This window comes from Allobosea sp. LC85 (genome assembly GCF_000735605.1).
Taxonomy (GTDB): domain Bacteria; phylum Pseudomonadota; class Alphaproteobacteria; order Rhizobiales; family Beijerinckiaceae; genus Allobosea.
Genome location: NZ_JPKG01000006.1, coordinates 378,097 through 394,569 on the forward strand (window position 1 = coordinate 378,097; position 16,473 = coordinate 394,569).

General features: G+C 64.6%; 20 protein-coding genes. 6 read left to right on the forward strand and 14 right to left on the reverse strand.

Going from position 1 to position 16,473, the window contains the following annotated elements; genetic code table 11:
* Positions 1 to 27 precede the first annotated feature (27 nt).
* The 3 genes from efp to FG93_RS02800 all read left to right on the forward strand — a co-directional run bounded on the left by efp (position 28) and on the right by FG93_RS02800 (position 1,727).
* On the forward strand, positions 28 to 621 hold the full coding sequence (efp, locus tag FG93_RS02790; RefSeq protein ID WP_043231452.1) for an elongation factor P: 594 nt from the start codon (positions 28 to 30) through the stop codon (positions 619 to 621).
* Between the two features lie 94 nt (positions 622 to 715).
* Complete coding sequence (locus FG93_RS02795; RefSeq protein ID WP_043231454.1) at positions 716 to 1,234, forward strand: DUF1993 family protein; 519 nt, start codon at positions 716 to 718, stop codon at positions 1,232 to 1,234.
* 7 nt (positions 1,235 to 1,241) lie between these two features.
* Positions 1,242 to 1,727 (forward strand): GNAT family N-acetyltransferase, encoded by a 486-nt coding sequence (locus tag FG93_RS02800; RefSeq protein WP_200878056.1) that lies wholly within the window; start codon positions 1,242 to 1,244, stop codon positions 1,725 to 1,727.
* Between the two features lie 182 nt (positions 1,728 to 1,909).
* Here FG93_RS02800 and FG93_RS02805 read toward each other — a convergent pair whose 3' ends face one another.
* From FG93_RS02805 to FG93_RS02855, 11 genes are all read right to left on the reverse strand, one after another.
* Positions 1,910 to 2,521 (reverse strand): LysE family translocator, encoded by a 612-nt coding sequence (locus tag FG93_RS02805; protein WP_043231456.1) that lies wholly within the window; start codon positions 2,519 to 2,521, stop codon positions 1,910 to 1,912.
* Between the two features lie 112 nt (positions 2,522 to 2,633).
* Positions 2,634 to 3,290 (reverse strand): MBL fold metallo-hydrolase, encoded by a 657-nt coding sequence (locus tag FG93_RS02810; RefSeq protein WP_043231458.1) that lies wholly within the window; start codon positions 3,288 to 3,290, stop codon positions 2,634 to 2,636.
* A 37-nt stretch (positions 3,291 to 3,327) separates the two neighbouring features.
* The gene (locus FG93_RS02815) at positions 3,328 to 3,666 is read right to left on the reverse strand and encodes a hypothetical protein (protein ID WP_043231459.1); all 339 of its coding nucleotides are present in this window, start codon (positions 3,664 to 3,666) and stop codon (positions 3,328 to 3,330) included.
* Positions 3,663 to 5,279 carry a fumarate hydratase gene (locus tag FG93_RS02820; RefSeq protein ID WP_043231460.1) on the reverse strand — a complete coding sequence of 539 codons (1,617 nt, stop codon included), beginning with the start codon at positions 5,277 to 5,279 and terminating at the stop codon, positions 3,663 to 3,665. Before FG93_RS02820 ends, FG93_RS02815 begins: the two co-directional genes overlap by 4 nt.
* Positions 5,280 to 5,392: 113 nt before the next feature.
* Entirely contained in the window at positions 5,393 to 5,854 is a 462-nt protein-coding gene (gene ptsN / locus FG93_RS02825) for a PTS IIA-like nitrogen regulatory protein PtsN (protein ID WP_043231882.1), read from the reverse strand.
* Between the two features lie 85 nt (positions 5,855 to 5,939).
* Entirely contained in the window at positions 5,940 to 6,527 is a 588-nt protein-coding gene (gene raiA / locus FG93_RS02830; RefSeq protein WP_043231461.1) for a ribosome-associated translation inhibitor RaiA, read from the reverse strand.
* A 167-nt stretch (positions 6,528 to 6,694) separates the two neighbouring features.
* Entirely contained in the window at positions 6,695 to 8,224 is a 1,530-nt protein-coding gene (rpoN, locus tag FG93_RS02835; RefSeq protein WP_043231463.1) for an RNA polymerase factor sigma-54, read from the reverse strand.
* A 165-nt stretch (positions 8,225 to 8,389) separates the two neighbouring features.
* A complete protein-coding gene (gene lptB / locus FG93_RS02840) occupies positions 8,390 to 9,202 on the reverse strand; it encodes an LPS export ABC transporter ATP-binding protein (RefSeq protein ID WP_152579289.1) in 813 nt (270 codons plus the stop codon).
* 144 nt (positions 9,203 to 9,346) lie between these two features.
* Entirely contained in the window at positions 9,347 to 10,099 is a 753-nt protein-coding gene (locus FG93_RS02845) for an LptA/OstA family protein (RefSeq protein WP_081881279.1), read from the reverse strand.
* 40 nt (positions 10,100 to 10,139) lie between these two features.
* Positions 10,140 to 10,856 carry an LPS export ABC transporter periplasmic protein LptC gene (gene lptC, locus FG93_RS02850; protein WP_052513283.1) on the reverse strand — a complete coding sequence of 239 codons (717 nt, stop codon included), beginning with the start codon at positions 10,854 to 10,856 and terminating at the stop codon, positions 10,140 to 10,142.
* A 208-nt stretch (positions 10,857 to 11,064) separates the two neighbouring features.
* Positions 11,065 to 11,679 carry a ribonuclease D gene (locus FG93_RS02855; RefSeq protein WP_043231467.1) on the reverse strand — a complete coding sequence of 205 codons (615 nt, stop codon included), beginning with the start codon at positions 11,677 to 11,679 and terminating at the stop codon, positions 11,065 to 11,067.
* 188 nt (positions 11,680 to 11,867) lie between these two features.
* On the opposite strand from FG93_RS02855, the gene FG93_RS02860 reads away from it, so the two are divergent.
* The 3 genes from FG93_RS02860 (at position 11,868) to FG93_RS02870 (ending at position 14,149) form a co-directional block, all read left to right on the forward strand.
* Positions 11,868 to 12,293 (forward strand): DUF805 domain-containing protein, encoded by a 426-nt coding sequence (locus FG93_RS02860; RefSeq protein WP_043231470.1) that lies wholly within the window; start codon positions 11,868 to 11,870, stop codon positions 12,291 to 12,293.
* The gene (gene dapE, locus FG93_RS02865) at positions 12,290 to 13,492 is read left to right on the forward strand and encodes a succinyl-diaminopimelate desuccinylase (protein ID WP_043231472.1); all 1,203 of its coding nucleotides are present in this window, start codon (positions 12,290 to 12,292) and stop codon (positions 13,490 to 13,492) included. Before FG93_RS02860 ends, dapE begins: the two co-directional genes overlap by 4 nt.
* A 69-nt stretch (positions 13,493 to 13,561) precedes the next feature.
* On the forward strand, positions 13,562 to 14,149 hold the full coding sequence (locus tag FG93_RS02870; RefSeq protein ID WP_043231474.1) for a hypothetical protein: 588 nt from the start codon (positions 13,562 to 13,564) through the stop codon (positions 14,147 to 14,149).
* A gap of 7 nt (positions 14,150 to 14,156) precedes the next feature.
* Here FG93_RS02870 and truA read toward each other — a convergent pair whose 3' ends face one another.
* From truA to FG93_RS02885, 3 genes are read right to left on the reverse strand one after another with little or no spacing between them, the layout of a single operon-like run.
* Entirely contained in the window at positions 14,157 to 14,894 is a 738-nt protein-coding gene (gene truA / locus FG93_RS02875; RefSeq protein ID WP_043231476.1) for a tRNA pseudouridine(38-40) synthase TruA, read from the reverse strand.
* 56 nt (positions 14,895 to 14,950) lie between these two features.
* Positions 14,951 to 15,880, reverse strand: coding sequence for a methionyl-tRNA formyltransferase (gene fmt / locus FG93_RS02880; protein ID WP_043231478.1), 930 nt, complete (start codon positions 15,878 to 15,880; stop codon positions 14,951 to 14,953).
* Positions 15,881 to 15,915: 35 nt separating this feature from the next.
* The gene (locus tag FG93_RS02885; protein WP_043231480.1) at positions 15,916 to 16,434 is read right to left on the reverse strand and encodes a peptide deformylase; all 519 of its coding nucleotides are present in this window, start codon (positions 16,432 to 16,434) and stop codon (positions 15,916 to 15,918) included.
* Between the last annotated feature and the right edge of the window lie 39 nt (positions 16,435 to 16,473).

The following is a 16,473-nucleotide window of genomic DNA, read 5'->3' on the forward strand; positions in this document are numbered from 1 at the left end:
ACGAAATCCGCATAGCGCGCGCGCTCGATGCGCACCAGCAAGGAAACTCACGTGGTCAAGGTCATCGCCAGCTCCGTTCGCAAGGGCAACGTTCTCGAACTCGACGGGCATCTCTGCTCGGTCATCTCGGCGGAGAGCTTCTTTCCCGGCAAGGGCACCCCGACGACGCAGATCGATATGCGCCGCATCTCCGATGGCGTGAAGATGACACAGCGCTACAAGACAACCGAGCAGGTCGAGCGCGCCTATGTCGAAGACCGGGATTTCACCTATCTCTACCAGGACGGCGAGCAGTACGTCTTCATGAACCCCGAGACCTTCGACCAGATCCATGTCGACAACGCGGTCGTCGGCGACATGGCGCCTTATCTGCAGGAAGGCATGAAGGTCTCGCTCTCGGTCTTCGAGGACAAGGCTGTCGCGATCGAGTTGCCGCAGCGCGTCACGGTCGAGGTTGCCGAGACCGAGCCGGTGACCAAAGGTCAGACAGCCTCGTCCTCCTACAAGCCAGCGATCCTGACCAACGGCGTGCGCACCGCGGTGCCGCCGCATATCGGACCAGGCACTCGCATTGTCGTGATGACGGCCGACGGCTCCTATGTCGAGCGCGCCAAGGACTGATGCAGCCCGCCCCCTGTCATCGGCAGGCGAGCGGTATTATCGATGGTGCAACGGGCCCTTCCGGGCCCGTTTCGCTTTTGAGGGATCCCGCATCATGCCGTTATCCGTTCACGCCGCCGCCTTCGCGGGCATTATCCAGACCCTGAAGGCGCTGAGCGCCATTCTCGACAAGGCTGTGGCGCAGGCGGAAGCCCGCAAGATCCAGCCCGACGTCCTGCTCAACAGCCGCCTGGCGCCGGACATGCTGCCCTTTACCCGGCAGATCCAGCTCGCCTGCGACTTCGCCAAGAACGCTGCAGCGCGAGTGAGCGCCGGCGAGAACCCGAAATTCCCGGACGAGGAGAAGACCTTCCCGGAACTGAAGGAGCGGATCGCCAAGACGCTCGCCTTTGTGCAGAGCATCGACGATGCGGCACTCGAAAGCGGCATCGGCAAGGACGTCACCTTCCCGCGCGGTCAGCAGCAGACGGTGACGATGACGGCCGAGGCCTATCTGACCCGCTTTGCCGTGCCCAACTTCTATTTCCACGCCACCACAGCCTACGCGATCCTGCGCGAAAACGGCTTTGACATCGGCAAGCGCGACTTCCTCGCCGACGTCTTCGAGGCGTGACGACTGCATGGCCGCGGCTGTCTCGATGAAATCGGGCGACCAGGTCACGATCGCGCGCGCGGCGGCGTCGGACGCCGCCGCCATCGCCGGTCTCTACCTCGCCGCGCGGGCCGATGCACTGCCCTGGCTGCGGCGGGTCCATAGCGATGAGGCGGTGCGCGACTGGATCATCCATGATCGCCTCACGCGCGGCGAGAACTGGGTTGCCCGGCTGGGCAACGAGGTCGTCGGCTTCATGGCGCTCGACGGCGACGATCTCGACCAGCTCTATCTGAAGCCCGGTCATTATCGGCAGGGCTTCGGCTCAAGACTACTCGCCAAGGCCAAGGAACGCAGTCCGCAGCGGCTTCACCTCTTCTGCTTTCAACACAACGCACGCGCCCGCGCCTTTTACGAGAAGCACGGCTTCAAGATCGTCGACATGAACGATGGCAGCCGAAACGTCGAAGGAGAACCGGACATTCTCTACGAATGGCGGCCGAGCGCTCCTTAAGCCCTTGCAAACGGCAGCCCCCATCCCCACTTGAGGTTCACGGCGATGTCGAGGGCGTTCCACTGTCCTCCATCTCCGTTGAAGACGGCCATGAGCCGAACGTGTGACGCCGGATGTACGCGCGCCCGTTCTGGACATGGCCGTTGGCGTTTCCGGGGCCCGATGGCCCCGGGACGCAAGTTTCAGCGATCCGCCACAGCAAGCTTCGCGCCGAGCGCGACGAAGGCGCCCGCAAAGATGCGCCGCATCCAGGTCATCACCTGCGGGCGCGAGATCACGTGATTGCGGACAGACGCGGCGAACAACCCATAGATCACGAAGACCACGAAGGTGAGCAGCATGAAGACGCCGCTCAGCGCGAGCATTTGCGGCATGGGATTGATCGTATCCGTGCTGACGAACTGCGGCAGGAACGCGAAGAAGAAGATCGAGAGCTTCGGGTTGAGGAGGTTGACCAGCACGGCATCGATCGTCACGCGCAGGGCAGAGCGGGTGTCGACCTTCTGCTCGACCTGGAGCGCCCCGCGCTCCTGGAGCGTATTCCAGGCCATGTAGAGCAGGTAGGCCACGCCGAGATATTTGAAGATCTGGAAGGCGAGTGCGCTCGTGTGCAAGAGCGCCGCCAGTCCCATGATCGCCGCGAGCATGTGGGGCACGATGCCGAGCGTGCACCCGAAGGCCGCGACGACACTCACGCGCGCCCCTCGCGAGAGGCCGGCGGCCACGGTGTAGATCATGCCCGTGCCCGGCGAAGCGACGATGATGAGGGAGGTGATCAGGAATTCGAGGCTCATGGCGGCGCTCCGTGATGTGCCGCCAAGGTAGTGAGCTACGCCCTTACGTCAATCGCCGTCGGGTGCGCCTTCCACAACCTGCACGAGCATGAAACGCGGAGCGTCCTTGCCCTCAATCCTGCAGGAATGGATTGTTCCGGCGTTCCTCACCGAGCGTGCTCGCCGGCCCGTGCCCCGGCAGGAACTGGACGTCGTCGCCCAGCGGCAGGAGCTTGGCCTTGATGCCTGCAATCAGCGTCTCATGGCTGCCATAGGGAAAATCGGTGCGCCCCACCGAGCCTGCGAACACGGTATCGCCCGCGAGCAGGAAATGCGCATCCTTCTGGAAGAAGGTGACATGGCCGGGCGTGTGGCCGGGCACATGCTGCACCGTGAAGGCGACATCGCCGATCGACACCGTATCGCCCTCGGCCAGCCAGCGCGTCGGCGTGACCGGGCGGATGCCGCGCATCTCGAAGCGCAGCCCGGAAGCGGGCAGGTCGTCGAGCAGGAACTTGTCGGCCTCGTGCGGACCAATGACCGGTGTCGCGAGCGCATCGGCAAGGTCGGCCGCGCCTCCGGCATGGTCGATATGGCCGTGCGTCAGCCAGATCGCGACCGGCTTGACGCCGAGCTCCTTCACCGCACCCTGAATGCGCTCGACATCACCACCGGGATCAATCACCGCCGCTTCCTTGGTGCGGGTGCACCAGATGATCGAGCAATTCTGCTGGAACGGCGTCACCGGCACGACGGCGACATTCAGGGGGGCGACAGCCTGCTCGGTCATGCGATCTTTGCCTTTCCGTAAAGGGGACGGCGCCTGCTCAGCGCGCCTTGCAGCGATTGGCGAGAAGCACCCGATATTCGGAGATGGAGCTGTCCATCTGCGCGACGTTCTCCTCGCGCTGCCGTCCAGCCTGGCACGTCGCGAAGACGGAGCGCGCGCCCTGCAGGAAGGTGACGTGCTCGCGCCAGACGCGGCATTGCGTGGCCTGGTCCGTCGTACCGGCGGATTGCAGGCGGGTGAGTTCACGGCGCATGCCGGCCTCGTTCTGGAAGAGATCCCGCTGGCAGTCTGCCGGAGCGCCGGCCCTCCCCTGCGCCAGGACAGGAGCCGCCGCGAGAGCAACGATCAGAGCAAGGCCAGCCGAAAGCCGTATCATCCGAGGTTCAGTTCCTTGAAGAAGTCGTTGCCCTTGTCGTCGATGACGATGAAGGCGGGGAAATCCTCGACCTCGATGCGCCAGACCGCCTCCATGCCGAGCTCCGGATACTCCAGGACCTCGACCTTGCGGATGCAGTCCTGAGCGAGGCGCGCCGCCGGACCGCCGATCGAGCCGAGATAGAAGCCGCCATGGCGGGCGCAGGCCTCGCGCACCGCCGAGGAGCGGTTGCCCTTTGCGAGCATGACCATCGATCCGCCGAAGGACTGGAACTGATCGACGAAAGAATCCATGCGCCCAGCCGTCGTCGGGCCGAAGGAGCCCGAGGCGAAGCCCTCGGGCGTCTTGGCCGGACCGGCGTAATAGACCGGGTGGTTCTTGAAATAATCGGGCATGCCCTGCCCGTTCTCAAGCCGCTCGCGAATCTTGGCATGGGCCGAATCGCGGGCGACGACAATCGTGCCGGTCAGCGAAAGCCGGGTCTTGACCGGGTATTTGCCGAGCGTCGCGAGGACCTCGCTCATCGGCCGGTTGAGGTCGATCTTGACGACGTCGCCACCGAGCGAGGCATCCTCGACCTCAGGCAGGTACTTGGCCGGGTTGGTCTCGAGGGCCTCGAGGAAGATCCCGTCCCGGGTGATCTTGCCCTTGGCCTGGCGATCGGCGGAACAGGACACGCCAAGCCCGATCGGCAGCGAGGCGCCATGACGCGGCAGGCGGATGACGCGTACGTCGTGGCAGAAATACTTCCCGCCGAACTGGGCACCGACGCCGAGCGACTGCGTCAGCCTGTGGATCTCCTCCTCCATCTCGAGATCGCGGAACGCGTGACCGGAGGGTGAGCCCGTGGTCGGCAGTTCGTCGAGATATTTGGTCGAGGCGAGTTTGACCGTCTTGAGATTCTGCTCGGCCGAGGTGCCGCCAATGACGATGGCGAGATGGTAGGGCGGGCAGGCAGCGGTGCCCAGCGTCAGGATCTTCTCCTTCAGGAACGCGATCATGCGGTCCTTGGTCAGGAGCGAGGGTGTCGCCTGGAACAGGAAGGTCTTGTTGGCCGAGCCGCCACCCTTGGCCACGAAGAGGAATTTGTAGGCATCCTCTCCCTCGGCATAGATATCGATCTGCGCCGGCAGGTTGGTCGCCGTGTTCTTCTCCTCGAACATCGAGAGGGGTGCGACCTGCGAGTAGCGCAGATTGCGCTTGTAATAGGCATCGGCCACGCCCTCGCCCAGCGCCGACTCGTCATCGCCATCGGTCCAGACCTTGCGGCCGCGCTTGCCCATGATGATCGCGGTGCCAGTGTCCTGGCACATCGGCAGCACGCCGCCAGCCGCGATATTGGCGTTCTTCAACAGGTCGTAGGCGACGAACTTGTCATTCGAGGTCGCCTCGGGATCGTCGAGGATCTTGGCGAGCTGGGCGAGATGGCCCGGGCGCAGCAGATGGTTGATGTCGATGAAGGCCTGTTCGCTCAGCTGGCGGATCGCCTCGCGCGATACGCTCAGGACCTCGCGGTCACCGATCTTCTCGACAGTGACGCCTGCATCGCCGAGCTTGCGATAAGGGGTCTTGTCCTCGCCGAGAGGAAAGAGATCGACATGCGTGTAGGCCATGAGGAACTGGCTCCGAAACAGGATGCGCCGCGGCTACAGCATGCGGCGCCGGTCATGCCGGCGTCATAGCGGCTTGCGCCCTACAGTCCAAGCCCAGGCTTGAACGGTTCCAGTCAGGCAGCCTTCGCGGCGGTCTCCGCCAGGATCGCATAGATGGCAGCGGGGTCATGGGCGCGGCGCACCTGCTCCAGCACGGTCTGGTTGCGCAGGACGCGCGCGACACGGGCAAGCGCCTTCAGATGATCCGCTCCCGCCCCTTCCGGCGCGATCAGCACGAAGATGATATCGACGGGCTGACCGTCCAGCGCCTCGAAATCGATCGGCTTCTCGGCGCGGGCGAACAGCCCGACGAGCCGGTCGATCCCCGGCATGCGCCCATGGGGGATCGCGATGCCGTCGCCAATCCCGGTCGAGCCAAGGCGTTCTCGCTGCAGCAGGGCCTCGAAAAGCTCGCGCTCAGGCAGTCCTGTGAGCACGGAAGCGTGCTGGGACAGTTCCTGCAGCGCCTGCTTCTTGCCATTGGCCCGCAGCGGGGAGACCACGGCTGCGGGCGACAAAAGATCAGTGAGGGTCATGCGCCAGTCCATGCATGTCCCGTGCCGGGTTCTCACCCAGCGCCACGGGTCAGGAGTGATAACCGGGGCTACCGCCTGCCGGGGCTCAAGACAGCGAGGCCGGCGGGTCAATCCAGCCGATGTTGCCATCGCGGCGGCGGTATACGACGTTCATCCGCCCATTGCCAGCATGGCGGAAGATCACGACGGGCGCACCTGTGAGGTCAAGCTCGGCAACCGCGTCACTGACGGTCAATTCGTGGAAGGATTTGGTCGATTCCGCCACGATAACCGGGTTATCGCCGCTAGAACCGACCTCAGCCTCCTCGATTTCATCGTCCGGGGCCGCAATCACATAGCTGGGGATTTCTACCCCGGAGGCACGACCATTCATGGCGGATGAGCGATCTTTCAACCGTCGCTTGTAGCGACGCAACCGCTTCTCGATGCGCTCGGCCATCTTGTCGAGACTCGCATACGGATCATGCGCCGTAGCGGAAGCTTCGAGCGTGATACCGGAGGAGAGATGCAAGACCCCGTCCGTCCGGAAGGCGGTTCCGTCCTTGTCGACGGTGACATGGCCCTGGTACCCGCCCTCGTAATATTTGCTGAGGGCGGCGGCCACGCGCTCCTCGGCCTGGCCACGCAGGGCCTCGCCGACATCGAGATTCTTGCCGGAGATTCGCAAGCTCATGGAGTGCTTCCCCTTCTTGTCGCCATGATCAGTGGTCGATCATCTCACTGAGGTAAGGACGGGGAGTCGCCATTGTCAATGAGCGCCGCCGAATAGTCGCCGCCAGCCGATGGCAGCGAAAGGCATCCTTCTCCGGATCCGGCGGGCGGTGAAAAAGCCGAGCGGGTTCAGCGCCCTCCCAGCGCCATCGCCACCTTCTCGCGCCGACGCTCCATGGAGGACGGAATGCGCAGGGACTCGCGGTATTTCGCCACGGTGCGCCGGGCAATATCGATGCCGCCCTGCTTCAGCCGGGCAACAATCGCATCGTCGGACAGGACCTCGGAGGGGGCTTCGTCGTCGATCATCTGCTTGATGCGGAAGCGAACGGCCTCGGCGGAATGCGCCTCGCCATAACCGGTCGCGGCGATCGCTGCCGAGAAGAAGTATTTCATCTCGAACACGCCGCGCGAACAGATCAGATATTTGTTCGAGGTGACGCGCGAGACGGTCGATTCGTGCATGCCGATGGCATCCGCGACCGTCTTCAGGTTCAGCGGCCGCAGATGTTCAACGCCATGCGCGAAGAAGCCATCCTGCTGGCGCACGATCTCGCTTGCGACCTTGAGGATGGTGCGGGCGCGTTGTTCGAGGCTGCGGGTCAGCCAGTTCGCTGTTTGCAGGCATTCGGCGATGAAGGCCTTGTCCACGTCGTTTCGCGCCGCCCTGGAGACGCGGGCGTGATAGGTCTGGTTGATCAGCACACGCGGCAGGGTGTCCGGATTGAGATCGACCAGCCAGGAACCGTCCGGCGCCGACCTGATGAAGACATCCGGAACGACCGTCTCGGCCGCCGAGCCGCCAAAACCCCGCCCCGGTTTGGGGTCAAGCCTGCGGATTTCGGCGACCATGTCGGCGATATCCTCATCGTCAACGCCGCAGATGCGCTTGAGCGCCGAGAAATCGCGTTTGGCGACAAGATGGAGATTGGCGACGAGAGCCTGCATGGCGGGGTCGAAGCGGTCACGCTCCTGCAGCTGGATCGACAGGCATTCGCGGACATCGCGCGCACCGACACCGGAGGGGTCGAAGCCCTGGATGACAGCAAGCACGCCCTCGACCTTGTCCGCCGTCACACCGAGCCGCTCTGCGATCTCCGGCACCGGCTCGCCGAGATAGCCCGAGTCGTCGACGGCATCGATGAGATGGCTGCCGATCAGCCGCTCCGCAGGATCGGTCATCGCGAGATCGAGCTGCGCGCTCAGGTGATCGCGCAGGGACAATTCCGATGTCAGGCTGGACTCGAATCCTTCCAACCCGTCCTCGAACGAGCCACCGGAGCCGCCATAGGCGCCACCGGTGATCGGCAGGCTGTCGGCCCCCTTCGTGTCGAGGCGCGCGATTGTGGGCTGTTCACCCTGGAAGACATTGTCGAGCCCGGTGCCGAGCCGGCCTTCCATGCCGTCCTGGGTGTTCAGGCTTTCGGCACGCGCAAAACTCTCGGGATCAGCCGACAGGGGGCTGTCGGCGCCATTGAGCTGTATTGCAGTCTCAGGCGCGTCGTCGCGCTCCAGCAGCGGATTCCGCTCCAGCTCTCCCTCGACAAAGTTCTGAAGTTCGAGATGCGAGAGTTGCAGGAGCTTGATCGCCTGCAGCAGCTGCGGCGTCATCACCAGGGACTGGCCCTGGCGCAGCTCCATGCGCGGCATCATCGCCATTGCGCTCTTGACCTCTCATCCGCTCCGGCATGTTTCTTGCCTTATGAACGGAGCCTAGCCGCGCAACGCGGGCGCGTCAAAGCCTCTGCGCGCGCTTTGTGCAGAGAATTTAATGCAGTGCAGCATTCTGCCGCGTTTATGGCGGCGGCATCGCAGCCGGCTGGATCAGAGCTTGAAATCCTCGCCGAGATAGACGCGGCGGACATCCGGATTGGCAATGATCTCGGCCGGCGAGCCCTCGGTGAGCACGCGCCCGGAATGGATGATATAGGCGCGATCGACGAGGCCGAGTGTCTCACGGACATTGTGGTCGGTGATCAGTACGCCGATGCCGCGATCGGTCAGCTGACGCACCAGCGCCTGAATGTCTCCGACGGCGATCGGATCGATGCCGGCGAATGGTTCATCGAGCAGGATGAAGGACGGTCGCCCGGCCAGTGCGCGGGCGATCTCGCAACGCCGGCGCTCGCCACCCGACAGCGCGATGGAGGGAGCCTTGCGCAGGCGAGAGATCGTGAACTCTTCCAGAAGCGTATCGAGTTGACGCTCGCGGCTCTTGCGGTTCGGCTCGACGACTTCGAGTACGGCACGGATGTTGTCCTCGACAGTGAGGCCGCGAAAGATCGACGCCTCCTGCGGCAGGTAACCAATTCCGAGCCGGGCGCGCTGATACATCGGCAAGCCGGTGATATCGTTGCCTTCCAGCGAAATGACCCCGAGATCAGCCGGCACCAGACCAGTGACCATGTAGAAGATCGTGGTCTTGCCGGCGCCGTTTGGACCGAGCAGACCAACCGCCTCGCCCTGCCGGACGTAAAGGCTCGCCTCGCTTACCACCGTGCGGCCGCCATAGCTCTTGCGCAGGCCGCTGACAGCGAGAATGCCCGGTCCCCCAATCGATGCGGCAGACGATGTTTCGGGCTCGGCCTCGCTGTCCCGCGCCTTTGCGCCGAACAATCCGCGCAAGCGCCCGAACATGCCGGGGCTTTGCTCGCTCCGGGGTGCCGCAGCCTGAGCGGGCAGGGTCGAACTGTCGGATTGCGGCATGGAATGGACTGTCACTGAGAGCGAGGCTCGCTGATGCGAAAGGCGACCGGCTCGGCATGTGCCGGGCTGGAGCGGCTAGTTGGTCGGAGGGCTCGCCGGGCGAGCAGGTGCTGCGGCACCGGGCTTGGGTGGAGTAGGCTTGCCCGCATCCTTGCCCGCCTCTCCGGAATTCGGAACGAAGAAGCCCTGCACGCGCCCCTTGTTGTTCTCGATATTGGCGACGCCGGTCTCCGTATCATAAACCAGCCGCTCGCCGCGGGTGATGTTCGGGCCGTCGTTCAGGGCGACATTCCCGGTCATGATGACCTTGTTGTTGGCACGGTCGAACACCGCCTTGTCCGAGGTCGCAGCCTGCGTCTTCGAGACCACGGTCACCGGACCATCGCATTCGATGCGCTTGATGCTGCTGTCATTGGACTGCGGCGCGCCCCCCGAAGCGGCGGGAGCCGGCGCTGCAGGGCGCGATGCTCCTGGCACGGCCCCGGTGCCCCGCCCCTCGTAGAACACGCTCATGACCGAGCAACGCACCGTGGTCTCGCCCTGAACGGCCACGACATTGCCGGTGAAGACCGCGCGATTTTCCTTGTCGAGCACATCGAGCTTGTCAGCATCGATCTTGATCGGCTCCTTGCTGTCGCCACCAAGGCCGCCCAGAGGTGAGTTCGCGCCGCCGCGGGCCGGCTTGGCCTTTCCCGCTGCAGGCGGCGTCGCCTGTGCAAGCTTGGAGGCATCGGAGCGTGGCTGCGGGGTCTGGGCGACCGCCTCGGCGACGCATGAAAGGCTCAGCGCGGCCGCAAGCAGCCATACGGGCTGCCAGCCCTTCGACATCGCAGGATTCTCTGACGCAGGTTCGAATGCGGACCGCATATCACTGTCTCGTCCCAGTTGCAGGGGCATTGCCCGGAGAACCACCGTCGACCGCTGCCGGCTCCCGGTTCGGCGCGACAGGCGCCTTGACCGGTCCTAGCAGTTCCGGAGCCGGCGTGCTGCCTTCTCGTTCTGGCCCGGCCAGGGCGCGAGCCGGCGCATTCTCTATCACGACTTTGACACGACCGTCGAAGACGATCAGCGCGCCATTATCCTTCACGTCCAGCGTATCGCCTTCGACGGTGGTCGAACCGAGCAGAACCTTGACCGGCTCCCGCGATACGACGGTCCCCGCCTTGAAATCGATATCGGCGCTGCGCATCCGCATATCGTAGCCGGACTCGGTACGGACCTTCACATCATCGACCAGCTTCAGCTTCTCCTTCTGGGAGTTGAACAGGCCGGTGCGGGCGTTGACCGTGACCCAGCCCTCCTGCTGCATCTGAATCCTGGCCGTCATTGTCGACAGCTCGATCTCGGTCGGATTGCGAATGTCCTGCAGCGCTTCGAGCGCCGTCACCTCATAGGGCCGGTTGTCCTTGCGATAGCCCGAAAGGCGCGGCGACTCCATCTTGACCTTGCCGCCCGAAATGCCGACGGAACCGATGGACACGCCAGCGACACCAGACAGCGGATGCAGGAACGGCGTCACGATCAGGCCGAGCACGGCCACGACCGCACCGATGGGAATCGCGCCGCGGAGGAAGCGGACGAGCATGGTATGCCGCTTCGCCGCCCTGAATGCAGCGCGGCGTCGACTCGCACGTTTCGATTCGGGGGCGGTCCAATCGCCCGTTGTCATCGCCACAGTCATGCCCCGCGCAATGGCAGTCGCTAACGGCTTTTTCGTGTCAGCCGGCGAACGACCTGCGGGCCCCTACGCGCTTCGTTCGCGTGGAGACTGACGCAAGAAGACTTAAAATTTGTCAAGCGTGAGCGAAGATGTCGTTCTCGGCCCAGCCGGCGAGATCGAGCTCCGCGCGGAAGGGAAGGAAATTGAAACAGGCCTCGGCGAGATGCGAGCGGCCCTCGCGCGCCAGCATGGCCTCGAGCTTTTCGCGCAGGGCGTGGAGATGCAGTACGTCTGAAGCCGCATAGGCCAGTTGTGCCTCCGACAGCGTATCGGCTCCCCAATCCGAGGATTGCTGCTGCTTCGACAAGTCGACGCCGAGCAGTTCCCTGACCAGGTCCTTCAGGCCGTGCCGGTCGGTGTAAGTCCGCACCAGCTTCGAGGCGATCTTCGTGCAGTAGATCGGGCCAGTGGTGACGCCGAAGGCGTTCTTCAGAACGGCAACATCGAACCGTGCGAAATGGAACAGCTTCAGCACGGAAGGGTCCGACAGCAATCGGACCAGGTTCGCAGGCACAGGACCGTCCCGGAGGATCTGGACCACGTCGGCAGAGCCATCGCCACGCGAGAGCTGGACGACGCAAAGCCGGTCCCGATGCGGGTTGAGGCCAAGCGTCTCGGTGTCGATCGCAATGACGGGGCCTGGCAGAAAATCATCCGGCAGATCACCGCGATGCAGACGGATGGTCATGACAATAACCTCACTGGGCCAAAACACGCGGGACAAGGCCCCTGCCGCAGCTAGCGGGCGCCGAGCCCGCGTTCAAGCCTTTTCTGCGAACCCGGATTGCTGCTGGACCGGACCGTTAACTCATTCTTCACCCTGTGCTTCAAGGTCGACGGCCGGCGTGAGACAATCTCCGAAATGGAATCGCCGCCTTGCCGCTTCTCACGCTCCTGACCGGCTTCGAGGGCCGCATCGGACGCGCCGCCTTCTGGTCGGGGACGGCACTGGTGGCTCTCGCGCTCGGCCTGGCCGACATCGGCAGTGCTCGCCTTGGCGGGCTGCATGCGGCCCAGATCACCGCCTTTGCCGGAACCTTCGCCCTGTTTCCCTGGTCGGCGCTCGCGGCCAAGCGCAGCCGGGACCGCGGCCGGCCATGGTACTACGGGCCGACGCTGGTCATCGGGATCGTCCTGTCCGGGCTTGGCCCCGGCCATCTCGATGCGGCAGCCGCCAAGGCATTCGGCGCACTCTCCCTGCTGCTCTGGCTCGTTGCGCTGATCGATCTCGGTCTGCTGCCGGGCTGCATTGCGCCTGCGTCCGTTGCAGAGACGGAGGCCGGTGCTAAACCGGCAGAATGAAGCCGCTTCCTCCTCCGCTCCCCTTCGACCCGCTCGATCCCGTCGCCCTGACGCAGGCGCTGGTGCGATGCCCATCCGTGACACCGGCCGAGGGGGGAGCACTTGCTCTGCTCGACAGCGTTTTCAGCGCGGCGGGGTACTCGGTCGATCGGCCCGTATTCAGCGAGCCTGGTACGCCCGATGTCGAAAATCTCTATGCCCGGATCGGCGCTGAAGGTCCTGTTCTGGTCATAGCCGGCCACACCGATGTCGTGCCCCCGGGCGATTTCGCGCAGTGGTCGCGCGACCCGTTCTCCGGCGTGGTCGAAGATGGTGTCCTGCATGGGCGCGGCGCCTGCGACATGAAGGGCGGTCTCGCTGCGATGGTCTCGGCTGCGTTGCGTTTTCGCCGCGATTATCCGGATGCGCCGGGCTCGATCGCCTTTCTCGTTACGGGAGATGAGGAGGCCGTTGCCGTCAACGGCACCGTCAAGCTGCTGGAATGGGCAAAGGCGCGTGGCGAACGCTTCGACCATTGCCTGCTCGGCGAGCCGACCAACCCGGCGACAATGAGCGACATGATCAAGATCGGCCGCCGCGGCTCGCTGACCGGCCGGCTGATCGTCCACGGCAAGCAGGGCCATGTCGGCTATCCGCATCTCGCCGACAATCCGATCCGCGGCATGGTGCGCCTGCTGGCAGCGCTCGATGCGACACCGTTCGACAGCGGTACGGCCTATTTCGATCCGAGCAATCTCGAAGTGACGACGCTGGACGTCGGCAATCCCGCAACGAATATCGTGCCGGCGCAGGCAAAGGCTGTCTTCAACATCCGGTTCAACGATATCTGGACGCCCGAGAGCCTCGCCGCCGAACTCGACCGGCGGCTGCGGGACGCTGCGGGCAACCAGGTGCGCTACGAGCTTGAAGTTCAGCCGACAAATGCCGTCGCCTTCCTGACCGAGCCCGGGCCCTTCGTCGCCATGGTCGCCGATGCTGTCGAAACCGAGACCGGCAAGCGCCCGGCTCTCTCGACAACGGGCGGCACCTCCGATGCCCGCTTCATCAAGAGCTATTGCCCGGTCGTCGAATTCGGCGTGGTCGGCCAGACCATGCATCAGATCGACGAACGCGTTGCGGTCTCGGATCTGCTCAGCCTGGAACGGATCACGCATCGCCTGCTCGAAAGCTATTTTGTTGCAACGCAACAAGAGGCTTGACCCCGAGCCTGATACGCCGTTTACTCCATTAGACGAAAGTCTAATGCCACGTATCCGGAGTATCCGGCCATGGCTCTCGCTGCCGATGACGTGCTGCGCTCGCTGCGCGGTTCATGGCGCCTGATGACAGAGGGCGCCGAGGCGCTGAAGGAACTCGATCTCAGCCGCGACGGGTTCTGGCGCTCCTTTGCCGCGCTCGTGCTCACCGTGCCTGCGCTGATCGCGATCCTGGCTGCCGAACGGCAGATTGCCGGGCTGTCGAACGCCGGGAACATGTTCGATTCACCGGTCCTCATTGCCCGCGTGCTCGGGGCCGAGTGCCTGGCGATCATCGCGGTGCCGGCGCTGCTGGTCGGGCTCGCCCCGAACCTGACCCATTCGCCGCGGCTGACGAGCTTCGTCATCGCCTGGAACTGGGCCGGCATCGTCTCGGCCAGCCTGATGGCGGTCCCCGCCACGATCTTCGCAATCGGCTGGTCGCCCCCCGGCGTCGCGACGCTGCAGGCGATCGCCTTCGCGGTGATCGTGCTGCGGCTCCGCTATTGCGTGGCGCGTGCCACTTTCGGTGCGCAAAGCAGTATCGCGCCGTCCATCCTGCTGGCGAGTGTGATTGCCGATTATTCGGTCATTCGCATGTTCGGCCTGGCGGGATTCTGAACCCCACTCAATAGTCCACGCCGGCGAGATAGAGCCCGCAGGACGGGGCCAGCGCGGCGCATTGCGAGCGGTCACGCGCAGCCAGCACCTTGCCGACCTTGTTCTCGGGCCACCGCCCTGCCCCGACCATCTTCAGGCAACCGACCATCGAGCGGACCTGATGATGCAGGAAGGAGCGGGCATGGGCGTAGATCACGATCTCCGAGCCCTCGCGCGTGACGTCGAGCCGGTCAAGTGTCCGAACAGGTCCGTTCGCCTGGCATTCCGCGGCCCGAAAGGTCGTGAAATCATGGTGGCCGACGAGCGCCTTGGCAGCGCGGTCCATCGCTTCATGATCGAGCCTGAAGGGGACATGCCAGAGCCGGTCCCGATCGAGCGCGGGCGGCGCGCGGCGGTCGAGCATGCGGTAGATGTAATAGCGCCGCCTGGCCGAGATGCGGGCATCGAACGCGTCGGACACCGCCTCGGCGCTCAGCACCGCGACCGGCAGATGCTTCAGGCGGGCATTGCTCGCGTCGCGCACGACATCGGTGCGCCACTCCTTCTCAAGGTCGACATGGACGACCTGATGCGTCGCATGAACGCCGGCATCGGTGCGCCCGGCACAGTGCAGGCGGACGGCATGACCGCAAAAGGCCTCGACCGCTTCCTCGACGCTCTGCTGAACGGACGGGCCGTTGAGCTGGCGCTGCCAGCCCGAGAACGGCGTTCCATCATACTCGATGACGAGCTTGTAGCGGGGCATCAGAGCAAGATGCCGGAGAATGGCAACCGGTCCTTGGGCGACATCATGCGAGCGCCCTAGATTCGATGGCCGGGATCGAGGCGCGCGCCGCGCAGGAATTCGCTCCCCCTCATCGGTGCACGGCCTGCGCGCTGAACCTGAAGCAGCCTCACTGCGCCCTCGGCACAGGCGATCGTGCCCTCCCCGTCGAGCAGCGTGCCGGGCTCGGCAACGCCGCCAGCCAGGGCCGTGCGCAGGATCTTGAGCCTCTCTGGCCCTTTGCCGAGATCAACCTCGGCAAAGGCACCTGGAAAGGGCGAGAGCCCGCGCACGAGGTCATGGACCTGCTGCGCTGGCCGCGCCCAGTCGAGCCTGGCCTCGGCATTGCCGATCTTGGCCGCGTAGGTCACCCCTTCGACGGGTTGCGGCGTGAACTGCAGCCCGCCACGCCCAAGCGCAGCCAGCGCGCGCACCATCAGGTCCGCGCCGAGCGAAGCCAGCCGATCGTGCAGTTCGCCGGCCGTCATATCGGGACCGATCGCAAGCTTCTCGACCATGCCGACCGGGCCGGTATCCAGCCCCGCCTCCATCTTCATGACGCAGATGCCACTCTCGGCATCGCCCGCCATGATCGCACGCTGGATCGGGGCAGCGCCGCGCCAGCGCGGAAGAAGCGACGCATGCAGGTTGAGGCAGCCGAGTTCCGGCAGATCAAGGATCGCCTGCGGCAGGATCATGCCATAGGCGACGACGACCGCGACATCCGCCTGATGGGAGGCGATCACCTCGGCAGCTTCGTCGGTCTTCAACGTCTTCGGCGTGAACACCGGAATGCCGAAGCGCTCGGCGGCGCGATGAACCGGGGACGGCTTCAGATCGAGACCACGACCGGCCTGCGCCGGAGCGCGGGTGTAGCAGCTCACAACCTCGTGGCCCTGGCCGATGATCTCGGTCAGGGTCGGCACGGCGAAATCCGGCGTACCCATGAAGATGACGCGCAAACTCATGCGAACAGCGCCGCTTTCTGACCGATACGGATCATTCAGGCCGCGCTGTCGCGACGTGCCGCCTTGGCGAAGCGCTTGGTGACACGCTCGCGCTTCAGCCGCGACAGGTGATCGATGAAGAGCACGCCATTGAGATGGTCAATCTCGTGCTGCAGGCAGGTGGCGAGCAGGCCGTCCGCCTCGATTTCCTGCACCTTGCTGTCGAGATCGAGATAGCGAACCTTCACCCGCGCCGGACGTTCGACCTCCTCGTAATATTCGGGGATCGACAGGCAGCCTTCCTCATGGGCGTTCAGCTCCTTCGAAGACCAGGTGATCTCCGGATTGATGAAGGTCATCGGCGCCTTCTCCTCCTCCGGCTTGGCGAGGTCGATCGTCAGCAGGCGCAGCGGCACGCCGATCTGGATCGCGGCCAGGCCGATGCCGGGAGCGTCATACATGGTCTCGAGCATGTCGGCGGCGAGCGCCTTGATCTCGGGCGTGACGGCCTCGACAGGTTTCGAGACCTGGCGCAGGACAGAATCGGGCAGGATGACGAGAGGGCGAATGGCCATAGGGCGCTCGAACCGGTTTTCTTGCTGACGCCGCGGACA